21 protein-coding genes are annotated in these 21,983 nt (G+C 74.1%); 14 read left to right on the top strand and 7 right to left on the bottom strand.

Translation table 11 applies throughout. From position 1 onward, the window contains the following. Positions 1 to 92: 92 nt before the first annotated feature. From FB474_RS17250 to FB474_RS17240, 3 genes are all read right to left on the bottom strand, one after another. Complete coding sequence (locus FB474_RS17250) at positions 93 to 584, bottom strand: SRPBCC family protein (protein WP_141790113.1); 492 nt, start codon at positions 582 to 584, stop codon at positions 93 to 95. Positions 585 to 586: 2 nt separating this feature from the next. Further along, complete coding sequence (locus FB474_RS17245) at positions 587 to 916, bottom strand: ArsR/SmtB family transcription factor (protein ID WP_141790112.1); 330 nt, start codon at positions 914 to 916, stop codon at positions 587 to 589. Between the two features lie 65 nt (positions 917 to 981). Continuing rightward, positions 982 to 2,202 (bottom strand): ATP-binding protein, encoded by a 1,221-nt coding sequence (locus FB474_RS17240; RefSeq protein ID WP_141790111.1) that lies wholly within the window; start codon positions 2,200 to 2,202, stop codon positions 982 to 984. A gap of 100 nt (positions 2,203 to 2,302) precedes the next feature. On the opposite strand from FB474_RS17240, the gene FB474_RS17235 reads away from it, so the two are divergent. After that, positions 2,303 to 2,920: a hypothetical protein gene (locus tag FB474_RS17235; protein WP_141790110.1), complete on the top strand. Its 618-nt coding sequence runs from the start codon at positions 2,303 to 2,305 to the stop codon at positions 2,918 to 2,920. Here FB474_RS17235 and FB474_RS17230 read toward each other — a convergent pair. Beyond that, positions 2,913 to 3,245 (bottom strand): rhodanese-like domain-containing protein, encoded by a 333-nt coding sequence (locus FB474_RS17230; RefSeq protein ID WP_141790109.1) that lies wholly within the window; start codon positions 3,243 to 3,245, stop codon positions 2,913 to 2,915. The two genes, FB474_RS17235 and FB474_RS17230, sit on opposite strands and share 8 nt — an antisense overlap. A gap of 64 nt (positions 3,246 to 3,309) precedes the next feature. Continuing rightward, positions 3,310 to 4,170 carry an Fpg/Nei family DNA glycosylase gene (locus FB474_RS17225; protein ID WP_141790108.1) on the bottom strand — a complete coding sequence of 287 codons (861 nt, stop codon included), beginning with the start codon at positions 4,168 to 4,170 and terminating at the stop codon, positions 3,310 to 3,312. 220 nt (positions 4,171 to 4,390) lie between these two features. Here FB474_RS17225 and FB474_RS17220 point away from each other — a divergent pair, with 220 nt between their 5' ends. From FB474_RS17220 to FB474_RS17195, 6 genes are all read left to right on the top strand, one after another. Beyond that, on the top strand, positions 4,391 to 4,816 hold the full coding sequence (locus FB474_RS17220) for a phage holin family protein (RefSeq protein ID WP_141790107.1): 426 nt from the start codon (positions 4,391 to 4,393) through the stop codon (positions 4,814 to 4,816). Further along, positions 4,797 to 5,099, top strand: a complete 303-nt coding sequence (locus FB474_RS17215; RefSeq protein ID WP_141790106.1) for a DUF3618 domain-containing protein — start codon at positions 4,797 to 4,799, stop codon at positions 5,097 to 5,099. Before FB474_RS17220 ends, FB474_RS17215 begins: the two co-directional genes overlap by 20 nt. After that, complete coding sequence (locus FB474_RS17210; protein ID WP_221632657.1) at positions 5,096 to 6,208, top strand: YihY/virulence factor BrkB family protein; 1,113 nt, start codon at positions 5,096 to 5,098, stop codon at positions 6,206 to 6,208. Before FB474_RS17215 ends, FB474_RS17210 begins: the two co-directional genes overlap by 4 nt. Continuing rightward, positions 6,180 to 6,494, top strand: coding sequence for a DUF4235 domain-containing protein (locus FB474_RS17205; protein ID WP_141790105.1), 315 nt, complete (start codon positions 6,180 to 6,182; stop codon positions 6,492 to 6,494). The genes FB474_RS17210 and FB474_RS17205 overlap by 29 nt, the downstream gene beginning before the upstream one ends. A 74-nt stretch (positions 6,495 to 6,568) precedes the next feature. Then, a complete protein-coding gene (locus FB474_RS17200; RefSeq protein WP_185746244.1) occupies positions 6,569 to 8,011 on the top strand; it encodes an HNH endonuclease signature motif containing protein in 1,443 nt (480 codons plus the stop codon). A 77-nt stretch (positions 8,012 to 8,088) separates the two neighbouring features. Then, positions 8,089 to 8,691 (top strand): GNAT family N-acetyltransferase, encoded by a 603-nt coding sequence (locus FB474_RS17195; protein WP_141790103.1) that lies wholly within the window; start codon positions 8,089 to 8,091, stop codon positions 8,689 to 8,691. 33 nt (positions 8,692 to 8,724) lie between these two features. Here the strand turns inward: FB474_RS17195 and FB474_RS17190 are convergent, their stop codons facing one another. Further along, entirely contained in the window at positions 8,725 to 9,777 is a 1,053-nt protein-coding gene (locus FB474_RS17190; RefSeq protein WP_141790102.1) for an App1 family protein phosphatidate phosphatase, read from the bottom strand. Between the two features lie 168 nt (positions 9,778 to 9,945). Here FB474_RS17190 and FB474_RS17185 point away from each other — a divergent pair, with 168 nt between their 5' ends. Beyond that, positions 9,946 to 11,622, top strand: coding sequence for an alkaline phosphatase family protein (locus FB474_RS17185; protein ID WP_141790101.1), 1,677 nt, complete (start codon positions 9,946 to 9,948; stop codon positions 11,620 to 11,622). A 31-nt stretch (positions 11,623 to 11,653) separates the two neighbouring features. On the opposite strand, the gene FB474_RS17180 is transcribed toward FB474_RS17185, so the two are convergent. Beyond that, complete coding sequence (locus tag FB474_RS17180; protein WP_141790100.1) at positions 11,654 to 12,553, bottom strand: alpha/beta fold hydrolase; 900 nt, start codon at positions 12,551 to 12,553, stop codon at positions 11,654 to 11,656. A gap of 79 nt (positions 12,554 to 12,632) precedes the next feature. Here FB474_RS17180 and FB474_RS17175 point away from each other — a divergent pair, with 79 nt between their 5' ends. From FB474_RS17175 to FB474_RS17150, 6 genes are all read left to right on the top strand, one after another. Then, the gene (locus FB474_RS17175) at positions 12,633 to 13,967 is read left to right on the top strand and encodes a DNA polymerase IV (protein ID WP_141790099.1); all 1,335 of its coding nucleotides are present in this window, start codon (positions 12,633 to 12,635) and stop codon (positions 13,965 to 13,967) included. Between the two features lie 23 nt (positions 13,968 to 13,990). Beyond that, the gene (locus tag FB474_RS17170; RefSeq protein WP_141790098.1) at positions 13,991 to 15,382 is read left to right on the top strand and encodes a sigma 54-interacting transcriptional regulator; all 1,392 of its coding nucleotides are present in this window, start codon (positions 13,991 to 13,993) and stop codon (positions 15,380 to 15,382) included. Positions 15,383 to 15,387: 5 nt separating this feature from the next. After that, complete coding sequence (locus FB474_RS17165; protein WP_141790097.1) at positions 15,388 to 17,370, top strand: vWA domain-containing protein; 1,983 nt, start codon at positions 15,388 to 15,390, stop codon at positions 17,368 to 17,370. 10 nt (positions 17,371 to 17,380) lie between these two features. Further along, positions 17,381 to 18,520, top strand: coding sequence for an FAD-dependent oxidoreductase (locus FB474_RS17160; RefSeq protein WP_141790096.1), 1,140 nt, complete (start codon positions 17,381 to 17,383; stop codon positions 18,518 to 18,520). A 51-nt stretch (positions 18,521 to 18,571) separates the two neighbouring features. Then, a complete protein-coding gene (locus FB474_RS17155) occupies positions 18,572 to 19,204 on the top strand; it encodes a class I SAM-dependent methyltransferase (RefSeq protein WP_141790095.1) in 633 nt (210 codons plus the stop codon). 137 nt (positions 19,205 to 19,341) lie between these two features. Further along, positions 19,342 to 21,945 (top strand): glucosidase family protein, encoded by a 2,604-nt coding sequence (locus FB474_RS17150; RefSeq protein WP_221632656.1) that lies wholly within the window; start codon positions 19,342 to 19,344, stop codon positions 21,943 to 21,945. The last annotated feature ends 38 nt before the right edge of the window (positions 21,946 to 21,983 follow it).

The raw sequence follows: 21,983 nt of genomic DNA, 5'->3' as shown, positions 1-21,983 counted from the left end.
GCAGCAGGGTCGCCGCTGTGCGGACAAAGGGTTTTCGCCGGTATGCCGGTCGCGCACCGCCGGGCGCGACCGGCACGGGCCTCCCGATCCGGTCAGGCCTCCGCGGCGAGGAGCTCGTCGATCTGGTTGATCGCCAGGCGGGAGCCCTCCTCGACGCCCATGTCGAGCACCTTCTGCAGGTCCTCGGCCGACTCGTACGTCGAGACGTAGGTCGCGCGGGTGCCCTCGCCCTCGGCCTCGAACGTGTAGACGTTGCGCGAAACCGGCATCCCCGGCGCGGCGTTGAAGTCCATGTCGGCGAAGCCGTCGTCGAAGGCGAAGCTGCGCGGCTCGTCGACGGCCGTGATCTGCCACCAGCCGGCGTGCTTGTCCCCGGTGGGGCCCGTCATGTAGTACGTCGTGCGCGAGCCCACGGTCAGCGAGTGGTCGACGAAGGTCGCCGGGTACGTCGGCGGCCCCCAGACGCGCTCGAGCTGGCGCGGGTCGGCATACAGCGCCCACACGCGCTCGACGGGGGCGGCGAACGACGCCGTGATCGTGATGGTGCGGGTGTCCACGTCCTTGGTGATGTCGGTGACGGGCATGCTCACTTCTCCTCCGCGAGTAGGGAATCGATGCGGTCGATGCGACCGCGCCACACCGCCTCGAGCTCGTCGAGCATCGAGGCGACCGAACGCACTGCCTCCACGTCGCCGCTCGCCAGGGCCTCGCGTCCGCTGCGCCGCTTGGTGAGCAGGCCGGCCTTCTCGAGGACGGCGACGTGCTTCTGGACGGCGGCGAAGCTCATGTCGTAGGCCCCCGCCAGCGACGAGACGGAGTGCTCGCCCGCCAGGACGCGGCGCAGGATGTCGCGCCGGGTCCGGTCGGCGAGCGCGTGGAACAGGGCGTCGGCCCGGTCCTCGTTCCTCTCGTCCATGCCGCCAATGTACAACCGAACGGTTGTATGTCGTCAAGGGCGTCCGGCCGCCTGGGGCCGGCGGGTCAGCCGTGGGCCCGCAGATAGCGCCCGAAGTGCGGCACGGTGAAGGCGATCCGCCCGCGCTCGCCGGAGTAGATCAGACCCTTCTTGAGAAGGGCGTCCCGCGCCGGCGAGAGCGACTGCGGCTTGCGCCCCAGGATCGAGGCGACGGCGGCGGTGGGCACCGAGCCGACCTCGTCGACGGAGGCGTCCTCGCCCAGCGCCTCCACCTCGGCCAGCGCGGCGTCGGCCATGGCGCGCAGGTACTCCCGCTCGGCCGGTGTGGCCCGCTCGTAGCGTGAGCCGAAGAAGCCCACGGCCAGCTCGGCTTCAGCCTCGGGCGCCGCGACGCGCACGTCCTCGGCACTGATCGGGGTGCCGACCGCCACGTCCCAGGCCACCTTGCCGTAGGCCTGGACGAAGTACGGGTAGCCGGCGGTCGCGGCGTACATGGCCTCGAGCGCCTCGTCGTCGAACTCGGCGTCCTCGTCCTTGGCCGGGGACTGCAGCGCCCGGTCGGCGGCGGCGCGGTCGAGGCGGTCGATCCGGTTGTAGCGGAACAGCCTCTCGCTGTAGGACTTCGAGGCGCTCAGCACCGCCGGCAGGTGCGGCAGCCCCGCCCCGACGACGATGACCGGCAGGCCGCTCTGGCTGATCTCGTGGCAGGCGGCGCAGAGCGCGGACACGTCCTCGGGGTCGAGGTCCTGCATCTCGTCGATGAAGACGCCGACACCCTTGCCGACATCCGCCGCCAGTCCGCCCACGTCGGTGAGCAGCTCGACCAGGTCGATCTCGATGTCGCCGGAGTCGGCCCGCCCGGGGACCGCGGCGGCATCGATGCCGGGCTGCCAGCGGTCGCGCAGCTTCGCGTTGGCCGGCGCCTCCCGCTGGGCAAACGCCTTGATGACACCGAGGACGTGGTCCACCTCGGCGGACTGCGCGTGCCCCAGCTCGCGGACCGCGGTGTGCAGGGCGGCGCTGAGCGGGCGGCGCAGCCGCTGGTCGGGGCGGGCCTCCAGCTTGCCGGTGCCCCAGTGGGCGCGGACGGCGGCACTGCGCAGGGCGTTGAGGAGCACCGTCTTGCCGACGCCACGCAGCCCGGTCAGGACGATGGACCGCTCGGGACGCCCCCTGGCGATGCGTTCCAGCACCACGTCGAACGCCCGCAGCTGCTCGTCGCGGCCGGCCAGCTCCGGCGGCCGCTGGCCTGCTCCGGGGGCGTAGGGGTTCCGGATCGGGTCCACGCTCGGAGACTATCCGGCTGTCTAGCGCCTGCCCGAGAACTCGCGATAGTCGCCGATCGTGTCGCGACGGCCGTGCGGGCGCCCCCGTAGCCTGTGCCGCATGAGCGCTCGGGGCACACGCTGGCGGTTCGCCGGGCAGATCGCGGGCCTGGGCACCAGCGGCGGCACCCGGGTGGTCATCGGCCGCTGGCCGCAGTCGCCCCTGGGGTCCTTCGCGGACGTCATGGTGGAGCGGCCGGACGGGCACCGGGTGCTGCTCGCCCCGACGCAGCAGGTGGCCGACTTCGTCGCGGCGACCTACACCTTCGACGAGGTCCGGCTGACGCCCGTCGATGTCGACGTCACCGCGGACCGGTGGCGGCTCGAGGCTGGGCCGTTGACGCTGACCCTCTGCCTCGGCCGCCGGACCGCGCTGGGGTGGCTGCTGCACGGCATACCGGCACCCGTCGCGACCGCGCCCTGGTTCGCGGGCGCGGTCGACCCGCTGGCCCGGGTGGTGCTGCGCGGCGTGCGCACGCGAGGGACCGCCGGCCAGGGCCGGCGCGAGTGGTATGGCGCGACGGACGTCCGCGCGCTGCGCACCGCCGCCGGCGCCTGGGAGGGCGAGGACCTGGGCGCTCTGCGCCCGGTGCACCCGCCGGTGCGCTTCGGCTTCGGCTCGACCCCGGCCCGCCCGTCGGTCACCTCGGTGGTGACGACGGTCGAGTCGCTCAGATGACGGAGGGCTCCGAACCCGAGTCGGCCTCGATCGGCTTGCCGGCCGCGTGCCAGGCCTTCATGCCGCCGTCGAGGTTGGCCACGTCGAAGCCCTGTTGCTGCAGCCAGGCCACGGCACGGGAGGAGCGCCCACCGCCGCGGCAGGTCACCGCGAGGGTGCCGGCGTCGGTGTCGGGCAGGTCCGCGAGGCGGGCCGGCAGGTCGCCCAGCGGGATGTGCACGGCGCCGGGCGCGTGGCCGGCGGCCCATTCATCGGGCTCGCGCACGTCGAGGATCGTCGCGTGGTCATGGACGTCGGAGACGGTCACCGTGGGGATCTGGGTCATGCGCGGCATCCTGCCATCCGGCAGCCCGTGAACCCCAAGCGCCGGCGGCCAGATGGGACGGGACTCACTTGAGCAGACGGGAGAGCCTGCGGTCGGCCAGGGGCTTGCCGCCGGTCTGGCACGTCGCGCAGTACTGCAGCGAGGAGTCGGCGAAGGACACCTCGCGCACGACGTCACCGCAGACCGGGCAGGCCTGACCGGTGCGGCCGTGGACCCGCATGCCGGCGCGCTTGGCGTCCTTGAGGTCCTTGGCCGGCTTGCCCGACGCGGCCGCCACCGCGTGCTCGAGGACGTCGCGCAGGGCGGCGTAGAGGCGCGCCACCTCCTCCTCGTCGAGGGCGGCGGCGAGGGCGAACGGCGAGAGGCGGGCCGCGTGGAGCACCTCGTCGGAGTAGGCGTTGCCGACGCCGGCGAGGAAGCCCTGGTCCTTGAGCAGGCCCTTGACCTGCGTGCGACGACCGGCCAGCAGCGCGGCGAAGTCGGCCTCGGTGAAGCCGTCGGCCAGCGGGTCGGGCCCCAGGCTCGCGATGCCGGGCACCTTCTGCGGGTCCTCGACGATGTATGCCGCGAGCCGCTTCTGCGTGCCCGCCTCGGTCAGGTCGAAGCCACTGCCGTCGGACAGGCGCACCCGCAGGGCGATCGGTGACTTGCCGGGGCGCACCGGCGTGGTGGTCAGCTGGTCGGACCAGCGCAGCCAGCCCGCACGGGCGAGGTGGAAGACCAGGTGCAGGCCGTCGAGGTCGAGGTCGATGAACTTGCCGTGGCGCTGCACGCCGCTCACGAGGAGGCCGGCCAGCGCCTGCGGCGGCGGGTCGTAGGTCTTGAGCACGTTGATCGAGCCGAGCTCGACCCCCGCGACGGCGAGGCCGTCCGTGCGCTCGCGCAGGAAGTCGACGAGCGCCTGGACCTCGGGCAGCTCCGGCACGCCCTCATTCTGACCCAGCGGACCGACAGCGACCGGCCGAACGCGGCAACTCTCCGCGGGCGTCCGCCGGCCGGGCCGCTCAGGATGTGGCGACCGTCATGCGGACGGGGACCGTTTGAGGGTGGGCGGATCGGGCACGGGTCAGGGACCGACTCAGGGAGGTTGTCCATGCAGAGCACCCACCGGCACCACCGCGAGCCCGCGGCGACCGGAGGCCGCCATGGCTGAGACCGACGCCATCGTCCACGACGACGCTTCCGTGGCCGAGCTGCTGACGAGGCTGTCGGAGCAGTCGACCCGCCTCGTCCGCGACGAGCTGGAGCTCGCCAAGGTCGAGATCACCAGCAAGGCCAGGCATGCCGGCGTCGGTGCCGGGATGTTCGGGGCCGCAGGGGTCCTGGCCTGGTTCGGGCTCGGAGCCCTCATTGCCACGGCGATCCTGGCCCTGTCCCTTGTGCTGCCGGCGTGGCTGGCTGCGCTGGTCGTCACCGTCGTCGTCTTCGCCGCCGCGGGGGTCGCCGCGCTGCTCGGCCGCCGGCAGGTGCAGGAGGCGGCACCCCCCATGCCCCGCGAGACCATCGACAGCGTCGAGCGCGACGTCGCCGAGGTGAAGGAGGCAAGCCACCATGGCCGCCACACCGTATGACGAGACCGGCACCGCCGGCCCCGCCCTCGACTCCCAGCCGTCCCCGGCGACGAAGGCCGAGCTCGAGCAGGACATCGCACTCACCCGCGCGCAGCTCGGCGAGACGGTCGAGGCGCTGACCGAGCGGCTCGACGTCAAGAGCCGGGCCCAGGCGGGGGTGTCCCGCGGCCTGGCCCGGGCCCGTGACGCAGCGCGGACCCACGTCGTGCCGACTGCGGCGCTGGCCGCCACGGCCGTGGCCTCGATGACAGGGCTGGTCGTGTGGCGGCGGCGCCGCCGATGAGCCGGTCCGCGGGTCGGCACGGGCGGGTGGCGCCGGACCACCCGGCCAAGCCCGAGGCACCGACCGACCTGACGAGGCCCTCGTGGGGCTACGTGCTGCGCAAGACGGCGCGCGAGTTCTCCACCGACCAGTGCACCGACCTCGCCGCGGCGCTGACCTACTACTCGGTGCTGGCGCTGTTCCCCGCCACCATCGCCCTGCTGTCCCTGGTCGGGCTCTTCGGGCAGGGGCAGCAGACGGTCGACACGCTGCTCGGCATCCTGCGCCAGGTCGGGGCCGGCACCGCGGTCGAGACGCTTCGGCCGGCGCTCGATTCGCTGAGCCAGCACACCCACACCGCCGGCCTCGCCTTCGTGCTCGGCCTGCTGACTGCCCTGTGGTCGGCTTCGGGCTACGTCGGGGCGTTCGGCCGCGCGATGAACCGGATGTACGGGATCCGCGAGGGAAGGCCGTTCTGGAAGCTGCGCCCCGCGCTGCTGCTGGTCACGCTCGCTGCCGTGGTCCTCTCCGCGGTGGTGGCGCTGGCGCTCGTGGTGACCGGCCCGGCGGCCAGGGCCGTGGGCAACGCCATCGGCCTGGGCAGCACGGCGGTACTCGTGTGGGACGTCGCCAAGTGGCCGGTCATGCTCGTGGCCGTCATCGTGATCGTCGCGATCCTCTACTACGCGACACCGAACGTGGAGCAGCCCAGGTTCCACTGGACCAGCGTGGGCGCCGTCCTCGCGATCGTCGTCTGGGTCCTGGCGTCGGCGGGGTTCGGCTTCTACGTGGCCAACTTCTCCAGCTACGACAAGACCTACGGCACGCTCGCCGGAGCCGTGGTGCTCCTCCTGTGGCTCTGGATCAGCAACCTGGCGCTGCTCTTCGGTGGCGAGCTGGACGCCGAGCTCGAGCGTGGCAGGGAGCTGCAGGCCGGCCTGCCCGCCGAGCGCAGGGTGCAGCTGCCGCCACGGGACACCCGCGAGATCGAGAAGGCCGAGGCCAAGGAGGCCGAGGACGTCGAGCGCGGCCGCCGGCTGCGGGAGAGCCGCGGCCGGGAGGCCGAGGTCCGCGACAACGACCCGAAGGAGGCGGAACGGCATGACCGTTCGTCAGCACGTCAGGAGTGAGCAGCAGGGCAGCACCGCGGCCAAGGTGCTCTACCGCCCCGTTGGGCTGGCCGGCAGCATCGTCGGCGGCATCGTGGCGGGCGCACTGTTCAAGCAGGTGTGGAAGCGCGCCGCGGTCGGGTCCGACGGTGACGCACCCAAGGCACTGGAGTCGGAGTACCCGGTGCGCGCGGTGCTCCTGGCTGCGGCCCTCCAGGGCGCCCTGTTCGCGGTCGTCAAGGCGGCGATTGACCGCGGCGGGGCGCGGGCGTTCGAGCGTTGGACCGGGGAGTGGCCGGGCGACTGACCGACCCTTGACGAGGCGGGCTGCTCACCTAGAGTAGAACACACGTTCGAATCATGGCGCTGGGGGTGCCACACATGGGGGACCAGCTCGACCGCAGGTCGGCGACGCCGCGCGAGGTGCTCGACGCCCTCGTGCGGGTGGTGCGTGCCGACGCCCCCGCCGAGGCGCAGTGGTTCACCGCCGACGAGGCGCTTCGGGTGATCGAGGCCGGCGAGGCGGTCAAGGCGTGGGTCGACGCGGTCTCGCTCGACTGCACCCGCGCCCTGGCGGGGCGGGTGTTCGAGGCCCGCGACGACCTGTGCGCGTCTGCCGAGGGGCGACCACGGACCGACGACGAGTGGGACCGGGTGCGCGAGCAGGCTGCCCAGGCCGCAGCGTCGGAGATCGAGGCGGCCACCGGCATGGGCTACACCGAGTGCCGCGCCCGGGTGTCGTTCGCGCTCGCCGAGGAGGAGCGCACCGCGACCGTCCGCGAGCGGATGCACTCCGGGTGCCTGTCGTCCTACCATGCTCGGCTGCTCTTCGAGGAGACCCGCCACTGCCCACCGGACGTGGCCGACGGCATCGCCGGACGGGTGCTCGGCGACGACGGCGACGTGCCGGCCTCCCACGCCACACTGCGGCGACGCCTGCGGCGGCAGCTGGTCCTGCACGACAGCGACTACCCACGCCGCGCCCGGGCCGACGCCGTGTCCCGCCGCCGGGTCCGTTCGGACCTGCGGCCCAACGGGACCGGGTGGCTGGACATCACCGGTGACGGGGAGCGGATCGTCGCCGCGCGCGAGCGCATCGAGGCGATCGCCCGCCGGCTCAAGGCCGAGGGACGGGGCGACCAGCGCGCCCACGACGCGATCTGCTCCGACGTGGCGCTCGACCTGCTGCTCTACGGCTGGGTCACCGACGACGAGCCCTACCGCTCGCTTGGACGCCCGCCGGCCGCCCACGTCACTGTCACCGTCTCCCTCGCGACCCTGCTCGGCGTCACCGAGGGCACGGGAGAGATCCCCGGCCACGGCTTCGTCCAGGCCCACCACGTCCGCGAGATCGCCACCGCCGCCGGGTCGGTCTGGCGCCGGCTGGTCACCGATCCGGTCACCGGCGAGCTGCTCGACCTCGGCACCCAGCGCTACGTGCCCACACCCCGGATGCGCGAGCTGGTCGTCCACCGTGACGGGGTGTGCCGCGGACCTGGCTGCGAGGTCGAGGCCCGGCGCTGCGACCTCGACCTCGAGATCGCCTGGCCTCTCGGGCCGACGCACCCGGCCAACCTGGCGGCCAAGCACCGGCGGCACCACAACCTCAAGAGCCACGGCTGGTGGACCTCGACGATGACCCACAACGGGCGCGTGCACTGGCGCTCCGCCGCCGGACGCGCCTACGTCACCCACCCCCGGGTCTACGACGATCCGCTCGACGCTCCCCTGACCGCCGACGACCCGACCGGCGTCCCACGGACGCCCGACCTCCGGCGCGGGGACGGCGCGACCCTGACCGCCCTCGGTCCACCCCCGTTCTGAGGCAGACCCGCTCACTGGGGCCAGACCCGCGGCAAATGTTCTACGTGGAAGGCGTCGGTGTCCGGCAGGATTCGGGCATGCCCGCCGCGACCCAGACCACCCGCTTCGACGACGTCACCCTCGAAGGCGAAGGCCTGAGCCTGCGCCCCTTCACCGACGCCGACCTGGACGCCATCGCCGAGGCCTGCGCGGACGAGGAGACGCAGCGCTGGCTGCCGCTGCCCCGGACCTACAGCCGCGACGACGCCCGCTGGTTCGTCCAGACCTTTGCGGTGGCGCAGCGCGACAGCGGCGCCGGGCTCGTGCGCGCCATCGAGGTCGACGGTCGGCTGGCCGGCGCCATCGACCTGAAGAAGACCAACTGGACCGCCCGCACCACCGAGACCGGCTACTGGGCTTCGCCCTGGGTGCGTGGCCGTGGCGTGACCACCGCCGCCGTGCGGTTGCTGGCCAGCTGGGCGCTGACCGACCAGGGCTTGGAGCGGGTCGAGCTGCTCACGGCCATGGGCAACACCGGCTCGGAGCGAGTCGCCGACAAGGCCGGCTTCCAGCGCGAGGGGATCGCCCGCAACGCAGGCGTCATCCACGCGGGCCGGGTCGACCTCACCGTGTGGTCCCTGGTGCCCGCCGACCTCATCCCCACGCCCGACGAGGCCGCGGCCGAGCCGGGACGCCGCTGACCGCGGCATCCTACGCGCTCGGGAGCGCGGACCTCAGGAGCGCGCGGCCCGCAGCAACCGGAGCAGCCCGTAGCCGTCGGGCGCCCGGCAGACCGGCACGCTGCGCCGGGTCCGCGGCGCGAACTCCTCGTTGGACACCGGTATGCCGTGTGAGAGGACCTGCTCGGCGGGCGTGAGCTCGCGGATGGCGATGGCCTCGACCCGCTCGGGCCGCTCGGAGGCGAAGTCGCCGTAGATCCTGGGGTCGTGCTGCCCGTCGTCGCCGATGAGGATCCACCGGACCTGAGGGAACTCGCGGGCGAGCCGGCGCAGCGCGGCGCGCTTGTGCTCCTGCCCGCTGCGGAACCACCCGGTGTTGGTCGGGCCCCAGTCGGTGAGCAGCAGCGGCCCGGCGGGGTAGCCGCAGCGCTCGAGGAAGCGGGTGAGGGTCGGCGCCGTGTTCCACGCCCCCGTGGACAGGTAGAAGATCGGTGACCCGGGCGCCTCGTCCAGCAGCGCGCGGTACATCGGGGCCATGCCCGGCACCACGCGGCGCGCCTGCTCGTGGCGCACGAAGGTGTTCCACGCGGCGATCATCGGCCGGGGCAGGGCGGTGACCATGACCGTGTCGTCGATGTCGCTGACCAGGCCGAACGTCACCTCCGACCCGATGACCTGGACCGAGGCGGTCGCCGGCTCGGCCCCCTGGGCCTCGATGGTGGCCTCGTGCCAGCCGGGCGCCAGGCCGGGATCTGGCACGCGGGTGTCGATGTAGCCGCCGCGGTCGGTGCGGGTGGTCACCGACCGGCCGTTGACCCGCACCGTGACGGGCACGTCCATGGCCGGCGCGGTGAGGAACGCCCGCCAGCCGCGGCGCACCTCCTCGGCCCGGCGCAGCTCGCCGTCGCTGGCGTCCACGTCGGCCGAGCCCGGCCTGCCGTCCCCGATCCGGCCGAGGACGACCCGGGCCATCACCCGGACGAAATCCGTTGACCCGTAACCGGTGTACGTGATCGTGCGGGTGGTCCAGCCACGCTTGCGCAGCCACGTGTCGAGGCGGCGGTGGACGGCATCCTCGACGACGGCGGCGGCATGGGGGCGGGCCATGCACAGAACCTAGCGCCGCCCGCGTGCCTGCCGTGATCCGGCAGGCGCGCGACGGCCACCACAGTGACCGCACAGCCCGCACACACGGCACCATTCCTTCGCCGGATGGACCGCGAGTGTTCCGCCACCGGGCGAGCGGACGTCGCCGGTGCGCGACTGACTGCGACCATGACCAGATCCCGGCGCACCGTCGCCACCGCCTCCGTCGCCCTCGCCGCTGTGGCCACCCTGGGAGCCACGCACGCTTCTGCCGCCCCGAGTCCGCGCCCTCGGGCCGGCCACCCCGGCTCGCGCCATGTGCTGCTGCTGTCGGTCGACGGCCTGCACCAGAGCGACCTGGACCGCTACGTGCTGGTGCACCCGGGCTCGGCCCTGGCCCGGCTGGTGCGCACTGGCACCAGCTACACCCACGCCAGCACCCCCGTGCCCTCCGACTCCTTCCCCGGCATGGTCGGCCAGGTGACCGGGGGCAACCCCCGCACCACCGGGATCTACTACGACGACACCTGGAACCGCGGCCTGCTGCCCGCCGGCACCACGCATTGCGCGGGTGCCTCCCCCGGCGCCGAGGTCGCGTTCACCGAGGCCGCGGACAAGGACCAGAGCCGCCTCGACGCCGGCCAGGGCCTGTCGCACCTGCCGTCCGACATCCTGCAGATGACCGGCCACCCGCAGTCCCTGCTCAACCCGGCCGCCCTGCCCGTGGACCCGCGCACCTGCAGGCCGGTGATGCCGCACCAGGCGCTGAAGGTCAACACCGTCTTCGAGGTCGCCAAGCGCGCCGGGCTGCACACCGCCTGGTCGGACAAGCACCCGGCCTACGAGATCCTCGGCGGCCCGTCCGGCACCGGGCTCGACGACCTGTTCGCCCCCGAGATCAACAGCGACGCTCCCGGCTACGCCACCGGTGACGACTGGACCAAGGACAACGCGGCCACCCGGCAGTACGACGGCTTCAAGGTCAGGGCCGTCCTCAACGAGATCAACGGCCTGGACCACTCTGGCCGCACCCACGCGGGGGTGCCGGCGATCTTCGGGATGAACTTCCAGTCGGTCTCGACCGCGCAGAAGCTGCCGACCTCCGGTGGCCAGCCCGGCGGCTACCTCGCCGACGGCACCACGCCCGGGCCGGTCCTGAGCCAGGCGCTGGACTTCGTCGACTCCTCGGTGGGGGCCTTCGAGCAGGAGCTCGCGGCCCGGCACCTGACCGGCTCGACCACGGTGATCCTCTCGGCCAAGCACGGGCAGTCCCCGACCCGTCCGGCCGACCTGACACGCGTCCCCGACGCGCCGATCCTCAAGGGCATCAACGACGCCTGGTCCACCGCCCACCCCGGCGCCGGTGACCTGGTGGCGTTCAGCACCGACGACGACATCGTCCAGCTGTGGCTGCGCGACCGCTCGGCCGCAGCGACGGACTTCGTCCGCGCCTACCTGCTGGGCCACCCCGCCACCGGCAACGACATCCATGGCGCCTCCCGCACCGTGCCCGCCTCCGGGCTGACCAGTGTGTACGCCGGTACCGACGCCGCGCGGTTCTTCGGCGTGGGGGTGGACGAGGCCAGGCACCCCGACGTCGTCGGGATCGCCCGGCACGGCGTGGTGTTCACCGGCGGGACCTCCAAGATCGCCGAGCACGGCGGCGCGGACCCCCAGGACCGGGACGTCCCGCTGGTCGTCAGCGGCCCGGCCGGCCACCCCGGCTCCCGCGTCCCCGCCCCGGTGGAGACCACCCAGGTCGCCCCGACGATCCTGCGGTTGCTGGGCCTCGACCCGCGCCTGCTCCAGGCCGTGCGGATCGAAGGCACGCGCTCACTGCCCGGCCTGCTGCCGCAGCAGGGCTGAGCCGGCGCAGGGACGCCGTTGCGGGACGGGCTCACCCCGTGACGGCGTCCCACCGCCCGCGCAGCCAGCCGAACACCTCGGGCAGGCGGCGCGTCACCAGCGTCAGGTGGCCGTCCTCCTCGGTCAGTCGGGCGTCGACGACGCCGTCGAGCTGCCGGGCCAGCCACTGGCCGTGGCCGAAGGGCACCATCGCGTCCTGCCGGCCCTGCAGCAGCAACACCGGGACCCGGATGCCGTCGAGGTTGCAGCCCCAGGGCCGGGTGAACATCAGGTCGTCGTCCACCCAACCGTCGACGCCGCTCGCGAAGCCGGTCCGCGTCTGCGCGGCCAGCGTCGCCCCGATGGTGCCGGGGCCGGTGATCTCCGCGGCGTCGACCGGGGTCAGGTGCGGCGCCATCGCCTCCGCCAGCTCCGCCGGCGTCACGTCAGCCATCGCCGCGCCCTGCTCCTGCGCCAGCGGCCGCAGCGCCTCCTCGCCCGACAGGGCCAGGCCGAACTCCTCGATGTTGCCCTCGCCCATGCCCTCCATGAAGTCCAGGCCTTCGGCGTCGTACGGCGCGACGCCGGCCAGCGTCGCCGCGGCCACCACCCGCCCGGGCAGCAGGGCGGCACACGCCAGGGCGTGCGGTCCGCCGCCGGACCAGCCCCAGGTGACGAACCGGTCGACGCCGAGGTGGTCGGCCAGGGCGACCGTGTCGGCGACGACGTCGGCGACGCACCGCCCCGGGTGCCGCGTCGACCCGGCATACCCCGGGCGGGCCGCGAGGACCAGGCGCAGGCCGTGCTCGCGGGCGCTGGACTCCCAGCCCGGGTCGAGCACCGGGCCTCCGGGGGTGCCGTGGTGGACGAGGGTGGGCACGCCGGCGGGGTCACCGCCCTCGACGTACTCCAGCACGCGGCCGTCCGGCAGGGTCAGGGTCGAGGTGGTCATGGGTCGATGTCTACCACCGCACCGTCAGGGGCGACCCCGAGAATGGGGGGGTCCCACGAGTCAGGAGGTGAGGCGTCCGATGCGGTCGCGGCCCAGCGTCATGCACCTCGACCTCGACGCCTTCTTCAGCGCCGTGGAGCAGCGCGACAAGCCCTCGCTGCGCGGCAAGCCGGTCGTGGTCGGCGGGGTCGGCGGGCGCGGGGTGGTCGCCACGGCGTCCTACGAGGCCCGGCGCTACGGCATCCGCTCGGCCATGCCGACCGCCGAAGCGCGTCGACGCGGACCGGCCGGCACGGCCTTCCTTGCCGGGCGGTTCGACGCCTACCGGCTCTCCTCGCGGGTCGTCATGGACGTGCTGCGCGAGTGCTCCCCGCTGGTGGAGCAGGTCTCCATCGACGAGGCGTACGTCGACCTCGCCGAGATCCCCGGCTTCGACCCGAGCGTGGAGGCGGTGACCGCGCTGGCCACCGACCTGCGCGCCCGCCTCCGCGACCTCACCGGCGGGCTGACCGCCTCGGTGGGGGTCGGCACCTCCAAGATGATGGCCAAGGTGGCCTCCGAGCTGCGCAAGCCCGACGGCCTCACCGTCGTCGACGCCGGCGAGGAGCTGGAGGTGCTGCACCCCCTGCCGGTCCGCTCGATCGGCGGCGTCGGGCCTGCCACCGCCGAGCGGCTGCGCCCGCTGGGCGTCGAGACCGTTGGCGACCTCGCCCGGCTGGAGCTGGCCGACCTGCTCAGCCTCTTCGGCCAGGCCCACGGCACCTCGCTGCACCGGCTGGCCCGGGCCCAGGACGACCGCTCGCTCGTGGCCGAGCGCGAGGCCAAGAGCGTCTCGGCGGAGGAGACCTTCGCCCGCGACATCACCGACCCGGCCGCGCTGCGCCGCGAGATCGACCTGCTCACCGCCCGGGTCGGGGCCCGGCTGCGCGGGGCCGGCACCGCCGGTCGCACGGTCACCCTCAAGCTGCGCCGGTATGACTTCAGCACCCTCACCCGCTCGACCACCCTCACCCAGGCCACGGACGACGGGCGCGCGCTGGCCCACACGGCATACCGCCTGCTCGCCGAGGTCGACGTCGCCGACGGGGTCCGGCTGCTCGGGGTGGGCGTCTCGGGCCTGTCCGACTTCGTCCAGGACGACCTGTTCGGCACCCCGGAGGCCGAGGCCACGCCGGTGGAGCCGGCCGAGGCGCAGGAGCCGGCCGCGGCAGCACCGCAGGTATGGCGGCCGGGCCAGGACGTCGTGCACGCCACCCTCGGCGCGGGCTGGGTGTGGGGGTCGGGACGCTCGCTGGTGACGGTGCGCTTCGAGGGGCCGCGGACGCCACCAGGGCCGGTGCGGACCTTTGGTGCCACGGACCCCGACCTGGCGCCGGGGCCTCCGCCGGACTGGCGTGAGCCACAAGGGGGTTGACGCCGAGACGTAGTGTCGAAGGCATGACGCTCTCCGCGCTGCCCACGACCCTGGCCGAGCTCCGTGCCTCCGGCTGGGAGCCGAGAACGGTCAAGGAGGAGATCCGGGCCAACCTGCTGGCGCGGCTGCGCTCGGGTGAGCCCGCGTTCCCCGGCATCGTCGGCTTCGACGACACCGTGCTGCCCGAGCTCGAGACCGCGCTGCTGGCCGGGCACGACCTGGTCCTGCTCGGCGAGCGCGGGCAGGGCAAGACCCGGCTCATGCGCACCCTGGCCGGCCTGCTCGACGAGTGGTCGCCGGTGGTGCAGGGCTGCGAGATCAACGACGACCCCACCGACCCGGTGTGCGTGCGCTGCCAGCGGCTGCTGGCCGAGGTCGGTGACGAGCTGCCGGTCGTGTGGCGCCACCGCGACACCCGGTATGCCGAGAAGCTCGCCACCCCGGACACCTCCGTCGGTGACCTCGTCGGTGACGTCGACCCGGTCAAGGTGGCCGAGGGCCGCACGCTCGGTGACCCCGAGACGGTGCACTACGGGCTGGTGCCGCGCACCAACCGCGGCGTGTTCGGCCTCAACGAGCTGCCCGACCTGGCCGAGCGGATCCAGGTGGCGCTGTTCAACGTGCTGGAGGAGCGCGACATCCAGGTGCGCGGCTACTCGCTGCGGCTACCGCTGGACCTGCTGCTGGTGGCCACCGCCAACCCCGAGGACTACACCAACCGCGGCCGGATCATCACCCCGCTCAAGGACCGTTTCGGCGCCGAGATCCGCACCCACTACCAGCTCGACGTGGCCGACGAGGTCGAGCTCATCGCCCAGGAGTCCGCCGTCGTGGCGAGCGTCCCGGAGCACCTCGTGGAGGTGGTGGCCCGGTTCACCCGCGGGCTGCGCGAGTCCGCGTCGGTCGACCAGCGCTCCGGCGTCTCGGCCCGGTTCTCCATCGCCGCCACCGAGGCTGTCTCGGCCTCGGCGCTGCGCCGGTCCGCCCGCACGGGCGACGACGCAGTCGTGGCCCGGGTCTGCGACGTGCCCGGCGTGGTGCCCACCCTGCTGGGCAAGGTCGAGTTCGAGATGGGCGAGGAGGGCCGCGAGCGCGAGGTGCTCGACCACCTGCTGCGGGTCGCCGTCGCCGAGACGTTCCGCTCACGGCTGGCCGGCCTGGACCTGACCGGCTTCACCGCGCTGTTCGAGGACGGGTCGGTCGTCGAGACCGGCGAGCTGGTGCCGGCGGCCGAGCTGCTCGGCCAGCTCGGCACCGTGCCGGGCCTGTCCAAGGTGCTCGACCGGCTCGGCCACGGCGACGACGCCAGTGTCGGCGAGACCGCCGCCGCGGTGGAGTTCGTCCTCGAGGGGCTGCACCTGACCAGGCGCATCGACAAGGACACCGTCGCCGGGCGCACGGTCTACGGGGCCTGAGAGCCATGGCCGCCCAGCCGCACGACAGCCCGCACGGCCGGTTCCGCTACGGCCCGTGGCGCGGTGGCCCGGACCCGCTCGCCCCGCCGTACGACGTGCGCTCGGCCGTGGATGCCATCGGCCGGGAGGTGCTGGCCGGCGGCGGTGTCCGCGAGGCGCTGCAGGACCTGCTGCGCCAGGGGCTGTCCGGCCGGCAGGGCCTGGACGAGCTGCGCGAACGGATCCGGCGGATGCGCGAGTCGGCCCGCCGGCGTGGTGACCTCGCCGGGACCCTGGACCAGGTGCGGGCCGCGCTGGACCAGGCGCTGGCCGAGGAGCGCGACCAGCTCGCCTCGGAGTCCTCGGATGCAGCCCGGATGGCCGAGATGGAGCTGGCCACCCTGCCCGACGACACCGCCGGCGCGGTGCGCGCGCTGTCGGACTACCAGTGGCACTCCCCGCAGGCCCGGCAGACCTACGAGTCGATCAAGGACATGCTGCGCCGCGAGGTGCTCGACGCCCAGTTCGCCGGGCTGAAGCAGGCCCTGTCCGGCGGCGACCCGGAGACGATGCAGCGGGTCAAGGACATGCTGGCCGACCTCAACGCGCTGCTGGCCGCCCACGCCCGCGGCGAGGACACGTCCGACCAGTTCCGGGAGTTCATGGACCGGCACGGGGAGTTCTTCCCCGAGGACCCCCAGGACGTCGACGAGCTCATCGACGCCCTCGCCCGGCGGCAGGCGGCCGCCCAGCGGATGATGGCCTCGCTCTCGCCGGAGCAGCGCGAGCAGCTGGCCCAGCTCATGAGCGAGGCGCTGTCCGACCCCGACCTGGCCTCGCAGATGAGCCAGCTCTCGGACAACCTGCGCGCGTTGCGGCCGGGCATGGACCGGGGCCGCCCGGTCGGCATGCAGCCGGGCGGGCCCTCGCTCGGCTACAGCGAGGCCGTGGAGGCGGTCTCGGAGCTGGCCGACCTGGAGTCACTGGAGCGCCAGCTGTCCCAGGGCTACGTCGGCTCGACCCTGGACGACGTCGACGTCGAGACGCTGGAGCGCCGGCTCGGGTCGGCCGCGGCGGCGGACGTCCAGGCACTGCGCCAGCTGGAGCGCGAGCTCGAGCGCCAGGGCTACCTGACCCAGGGCGAGGAGGGGCTGCGGCTGACCCCGCGCGCGGTCCGCCGGCTGGGCGAGACCGCCCTGCGCCGGGTCTTCTCCCACCTCGACGCCGCGGCCCGCGGCGACCACGACGAGCAGCGCACCGGCCAGGCCGACGAGCCGACCGGGCTGACCCGGCCATGGGTCTTCGGCGACGAGCTGCCGATCGACGCCGCCCGCACCGTCGGCAACGCGCTGCGCCGCGGCGGTATCCGCGCCGGTGGCGTGCGGCTGGAGGTGGAGGACTTCGAGGTCATCGAGACCGAGCGGCGCACCACGGCGGCGGTGGCGCTGTGCGTGGACCTGTCGTTCTCGATGGTGCAGGAAGGCCGCTGGGGCCCGATGAAGCAGACCGCCCTGGCCCTGTCGCACCTGGTGGAGACCCGCTTCCGCCAGGACGCCCTGCAGGTCATCGGGTTCAACATCGCCGCCAGGCGGCTCTCGCCGGTGCAGCTCGCCGAGGTCGAGCCGGAGTGGGTGCAGGGCACCAACCTGCAGCACGCGCTCATGCTCGCGCTGCGCCACGTGCGCCGGCACCCCGACGCCGAGCCCGTCGTCCTCGTGGTCACCGACGGCGAGCCGACCGCGCACCTGGGGCCGGACGGCATACCGGAGTTCATGTGGCCGCCCACGAGCGCGACGCTGCGGGCGACCGTGGCGCAGGTGGACGAGCTGGCCCGCTACGGCGCGACGCTCAACGTGTTCATGCTCGGGGAGGACCCCGGTCTGGCCCGCTTCGTCGACGCGGTCGCGCGGCGGGCGGCCGGGCGGGTGTTCACCCCCGACGTCTCCCGGCTCGGGGAGTACGTCGTGGCCGACTACCTGCGCGCGCGCCGGGGCCGCCGCTCCGCCTAGGGTGCCGCGCATGCGGTGCGTGGTGGTGGGTGCAGGGGCCTGGGGGCTGCCGGCGGCGGCCGAGCTCGCCGGGCGGGGCCACGAGGTCACGCTGGTCGACCGGTTCGGCGTGGCCAACGCGCTCTCGTCCTCACCGGGGCCGACCCGCCTGTGGCGCCTGACCCACCCCGACGCGGTGCGCGTGCGGCTGGCGCGGCGCAGCGTCGAGGCGATGGAGCGGCTGGCCTCGCGCAGCGGGACGACGGTGTTCCTGCGCCGCGGTCTGCTCTGGCGCGACGACGTGTCCCTGCCCGCGGTCGTCGGGGCGCTGGCCGCCGAGGGCGTGCCGCACGAGGTCGTCGCCGCCCACGAGGTGGCACGGGTCGTGCCCGGCCTGGTGCCCGACGGCCGCGACGCGGTGTGGCAGGAGGAGGCCGGCCCGGTGCTCGCGGCCGCGTCGATGGCCGCGCAGGCCGGGCTGTTCGAGGCCTTTGGCGGTGCGCTGCGGGTCGGCGGCACGGTGGTCTCCGTCGAGACGCGCCCGGCCGGGCCGCGGGTGACCCTGGACGACGGCACGGCCCTGGACGCGGACGTCGTCGTCCTCGCCCCTGGTCCCGGCACCCGCGACCTGCTGCGCGGGCTGGGCGTCGACCTGCCGCTGCGCCCGCACCTGGAGCAGGTGGTGCACCTCGGGGTGGCGTCGGACCCGCACGCCCACGACGACCACCCGTGCCTCTTCGACGGGCCGCGGGGCGAGGAGCCGGGGCTCTACTCCATGCCCACCCCCGGCGTCGGCTTCAAGGTCGGCCTGGACCGTCCGCTGCGGGACTGGACCCTCGCGGACCGCGACCGCAACCCGGACGCCGCCCTCACGGCATACACCGCGCAGCGGGTGGGGAGGACGCTGACGGCCGTGGGCCGCGAGGTCATCGACGCGCAGGTGTGCTGCTGGACGGACTCGCCGGACGGCCGGTTCGTCATCGACACGCTGCCCGGCGGGGTGGTGCTGGCGTGCGGCGACTCCGGTGAGGGCTTCAAGTTCTCGGCGCTGATGGGCCTCGTGCTGGCCGACCTGGCCGAGGGCCGGACCCCGGACGCGGACGTCGCGGCGTTCGGCCTGGCCCGCTTCACCACCGGTATGCCGTCCGGTCCCCACGTGCTCGGCCGCTGAGCCTGCGCGAACCACCTGTGCCGCGCGGTGTCCCGGCCTAGGGTCGGACGCATGGGCCGGCGGCTGGAGAACCCGCGTTTCGCCCGGGCCTACCTGCGCCTGGCACCCCAGGCAGACGAGCGTGGCGTCGGCGAGCACCGGGACCGGCTGCTGGCCGGCCTCACCGGGGTGGTCTGCGAGCTCGGCGCGGGACAGGGCCTGAACTTCGCGCGGTACCCCGCCTCGGTGACCCGCGTGGTCGCCGTCGAGCCGGAGCCCACGCTGCGGGTCGAGGCCACGCGGCTGGCCCGGTCCGCGGCCGTGCCGGTCGCGGTGGTGGCGGCGGACGCCGCGGCGCTGCCCCTGGCCGACGGCAGCTGCGACGCGGTCGTGGCCTCGCTCCTGCTCTGCTCGGTCGACAGCCAGGCCGCCGTGCTGGCCGAGGCCCACCGGGTGCTGCGGCCGGGCGGGGTGCTGGCGTTCTACGAGCACGTGCGGTCCAGGTCGGCGCTCGTCGGCCTCCTGGAGGACGTGGCGACCCCGCTGTGGACGCGGCTGGCCGGCGGCTGCCACCCCAACCGGGACACCCCGCGGGCGGTCACCGGGGCCGGCTTCGCCATTGAGGCGCTGGACCGGTTCGGGTACAGCCCTGGAGGCCTCGTCCCGCCGACCGCGCACGTCATCGGGCGGGCCTTCCGGGGCTGAAGCGTCTGCCGTCCGGTGGTGGGGCGGGTGGTGCAGGAGTAGCGTCCGGCGCAGACAGGACAAACCGGCACAGACCGGGTCCGGGCGGACAGGCCCTCCGGCGCGGCGCTGCGTCGGCCCGACGCCCGGAGGCCCCCATGTCCCGCAGAGCCCTCGTCGCCCTGACGCTCACCGCGCTCGTCCCCGCACTGGCCGGCCTCACCCAGGCGCCCGCCTCCGCTGCGCCACCCGGTGACCCGGGGCCGGGCCGCGAGGTGTCGACGACGAGCCGGCTGCAGGACCGCCGCGAGGTCGCGGCCGGCACGCGCGCCTACTCCCTCGGGTTCGAGGACGGCCGGTTCTACGCCAACGGCTGGCACATCACCGGCGAGATGGGCGGGATCTGGACGCCGCCGGTCAAGCTGCTCGACGGCGTGTGGTTCGGCCTGGACGACCAGTGGGTCGGACCGGCCACGAAGTTCACCAGCGGGCGCGGCTACACCCGCTACGACCTGCCGCAGACCGCCGGGCTGCAGGTGCGGCGCACGGACGTGGTGCCGGACGGGCGCCGCGGCGCCCTGTTCGGCCTGACCATCACCAACCCCGGCGCGGCGCGGACCACCACGCTCAAGGTGGACGCCCACTCCGAGCTCATGGGGCAGTACCCGTGGGGTTTCGACGGCGTGAAGCCCAACGCCAGCGACAACCTGCCCGACCAGGGCCGGTATGACGGCAAGCACCTCGTCTTCACCGACGACGGCGCGCTGCCCGGAGCCCCCGAGCACCACTACGCGGCAGTCGTCGGGACCGCCCAGCAGCCGCAGTCCGGCGCCGTCGGGTCCCAGTACTGGGGTCCGCAGCCAGGGCACCGCTGCACCGGCACCGAGCCGGGCGCTCCGGCCGACCCCAAGCCGGCCGCCTGCGACGACGGGCCGTTCGGCCACGGCACCGGCGGCGAGCTGACCTGGCGGCTGTCCCTGCCGGCCGGCGGGTCCACGACCGTCTGGCTCGGGGTCGCCGGTTCCGACCAGGGCCAGGCCGCGGCGCAGCAGGAGCTCGCGGGGCTGCTCAAGGCTCCCGCCGCCCAGCTGGCCGCCAAGGTCCACGCCCGTGACGGGCTGGCCAACCGCACGAAGCTGTCACTGCCGGGCGACCCGCTGGTGCAGCAGGCCGTCGACTGGGGCAAGCAGAACCTCGCCGACCTGACCCTCAGCGCCAGGGACCTGCAGATCCGCTGGACCGACCAGGGCAAGCAGTTCCCGGAGCCGCTGGGCACCGTCCCCGAGGCGACGTGGATCGGCGCGGGCTACCCCGACTACCCGTGGATCTTCGGCACCGACGCGGAGTACACCTCCTTCGCCGCGGTCTCGGTCGGGCAGTTCGAGGCGATCAAGTCGCACCTGCGCGCGCTGCGCGACATCTCCGACCTCCTCAACCACCGTTCCGGCGTGGTCTCCCACGAGACGGTCGCGGACGGCTCGACGTGGTTCGGCCACGACTCCCGGCACACCAACCCCGACGGGACGACGGCGTACGACTTCAACACCGACGAGACGGTGAAGTTCCCCAGCGCGGTGGCGCTGCTGTGGCGCTGGACCGGCGACAACGGCTTCCGCGACGAGATGTACGACTTCACGAAGCGCAACCTGCACTACGTGGTCTCGCAGCTGGACGCCGACCACGACGGCTGGCCCGAGGGCCTGGGCAACGTCGAGCGCACCGGCATGGGCACGGAGAAGCTCGACAACACCGTCTACTTCATCCGCGGCCTGTTCGACCTGGCCGACATGGCCCGCTCGAAGGGCGACACGGCGACCGCGACGTGGGCCAACGACCTGGCCACCAGGCTGCAGCAGCGCTTCGACCCCACCTGGTGGGACCAGGCGGCCGGCCAGTATGCCGACTCCCTCACCGACCCGGGCAACGTCCAGTCGTTCCAGAAGCACTGGATCGGCCAGACGCCGATGGAGGTGGAGCTGGCCCCGAACGGGCAGGCGCAGCCGGGGCTCGCGCCGTACGAGCACGGCACCACCGCCCTGGCGGGCCGGGAGAACGACTGCTTCAGCGGCACGGCGCCCCTCAACCCGGGGCTGTTCCACACCGGCTGCGGCGGCGGCGCCAACGGCCAGGGCGAGAAGGTGATCTTCGGCCTGACCACCTCGATCCAGTCCGTGGGTGAGGGCAACTACGGCCGCCTCGGCGCGGACCAGCAGGGCCGCTACACCCACGCCCTGGCCGAGCCGATGTTCGCCGAGCCGGCCACCGGCGGCACGCCCGACGAGCAGCCGGGCGCGATGCCGGAGATCTTCCCCTCCCCCGACCAGGGCGCGAACATCGACCGCTGCTGGACCTGCCGCTCGATGTTCATGCAGGCCTGGGGCAACTACGGCACGGCGTGGGCTGTCGTCCACCAGTGGCTCGGGGTGCGCCCCGACCTCGGCGTGGGCCGGCTCGCGGTCGTGCCCCAGGTGCCCGCCGGGCAGCCATCGGTCGCCGGCCGCGACATCCGCCTCGGCGGCGGCTCGGCGGACGTCCTGGCCAGCCACACCGGCAGCACCTACCGGACCGAGGTCTCCGTCGGCCGCGGCGTCGGCGCGGGCACCGTGGTCATCGGGCACACGCTGCCCCGCGGCACCGCCCCGCGGACCGTCACCCTCGACGGCAGGGTCATCCGCAACTACACCGTCACCACCACCAACCGCGGCGTGGAGGTGACCGTGCCCACGACCGCCGGCCACCACGTGCTGACGATCACCACCTGACCGGTCACCCCGGCCGCATCGCGCACCGGTTCGTCCCA

Source organism: Oryzihumus leptocrescens, assembly GCF_006716205.1.
In the GTDB taxonomy this organism is placed as follows: domain Bacteria; phylum Actinomycetota; class Actinomycetes; order Actinomycetales; family Dermatophilaceae; genus Oryzihumus; species Oryzihumus leptocrescens.
Note: the sequence above shows the minus strand (reverse complement) of the source record. Positions and strands in the feature narration are given on the sequence as shown.

Bases quoted from the DNA above. Each gene is read 5' to 3' on its own strand.
- FB474_RS17190 (WP_141790102.1), bottom strand. From the start codon at position 9,777: ATGGCCCGCCCCCATGCCGCCGCCGTCGTCGAGGATGCCGTCCACCGC.
- FB474_RS17160 (WP_141790096.1), top strand. From the start codon at position 17,381: ATGCGGTGCGTGGTGGTGGGTGCAGGGGCCTGGGGGCTGCCGGCGGCG.
- FB474_RS17180 (WP_141790100.1), bottom strand. From the start codon at position 12,553: ATGACCACCTCGACCCTGACCCTGCCGGACGGCCGCGTGCTGGAGTAC.
- FB474_RS17230 (WP_141790109.1), bottom strand. From the start codon at position 3,245: ATGACCCAGATCCCCACGGTGACCGTCTCCGACGTCCATGACCACGCG.
- FB474_RS17220 (WP_141790107.1), top strand. From the start codon at position 4,391: ATGGCTGAGACCGACGCCATCGTCCACGACGACGCTTCCGTGGCCGAG.
- FB474_RS17165 (WP_141790097.1), top strand. From the start codon at position 15,388: ATGGCCGCCCAGCCGCACGACAGCCCGCACGGCCGGTTCCGCTACGGC.
- FB474_RS17250 (WP_141790113.1), bottom strand. From the start codon at position 584: ATGCCCGTCACCGACATCACCAAGGACGTGGACACCCGCACCATCACG.
- FB474_RS17235 (WP_141790110.1), top strand. From the start codon at position 2,303: ATGAGCGCTCGGGGCACACGCTGGCGGTTCGCCGGGCAGATCGCGGGC.
- FB474_RS17200 (WP_185746244.1), top strand. From the start codon at position 6,569: ATGGGGGACCAGCTCGACCGCAGGTCGGCGACGCCGCGCGAGGTGCTC.
- FB474_RS17215 (WP_141790106.1), top strand. From the start codon at position 4,797: ATGGCCGCCACACCGTATGACGAGACCGGCACCGCCGGCCCCGCCCTC.
- FB474_RS17185 (WP_141790101.1), top strand. From the start codon at position 9,946: ATGACCAGATCCCGGCGCACCGTCGCCACCGCCTCCGTCGCCCTCGCC.
- FB474_RS17175 (WP_141790099.1), top strand. From the start codon at position 12,633: ATGCGGTCGCGGCCCAGCGTCATGCACCTCGACCTCGACGCCTTCTTC.
- FB474_RS17155 (WP_141790095.1), top strand. From the start codon at position 18,572: ATGGGCCGGCGGCTGGAGAACCCGCGTTTCGCCCGGGCCTACCTGCGC.
- FB474_RS17205 (WP_141790105.1), top strand. From the start codon at position 6,180: ATGACCGTTCGTCAGCACGTCAGGAGTGAGCAGCAGGGCAGCACCGCG.
- FB474_RS17170 (WP_141790098.1), top strand. From the start codon at position 13,991: ATGACGCTCTCCGCGCTGCCCACGACCCTGGCCGAGCTCCGTGCCTCC.
- FB474_RS17150 (WP_221632656.1), top strand. From the start codon at position 19,342: ATGTCCCGCAGAGCCCTCGTCGCCCTGACGCTCACCGCGCTCGTCCCC.
- FB474_RS17210 (WP_221632657.1), top strand. From the start codon at position 5,096: ATGAGCCGGTCCGCGGGTCGGCACGGGCGGGTGGCGCCGGACCACCCG.
- FB474_RS17195 (WP_141790103.1), top strand. From the start codon at position 8,089: ATGCCCGCCGCGACCCAGACCACCCGCTTCGACGACGTCACCCTCGAA.
- FB474_RS17245 (WP_141790112.1), bottom strand. From the start codon at position 916: ATGGACGAGAGGAACGAGGACCGGGCCGACGCCCTGTTCCACGCGCTC.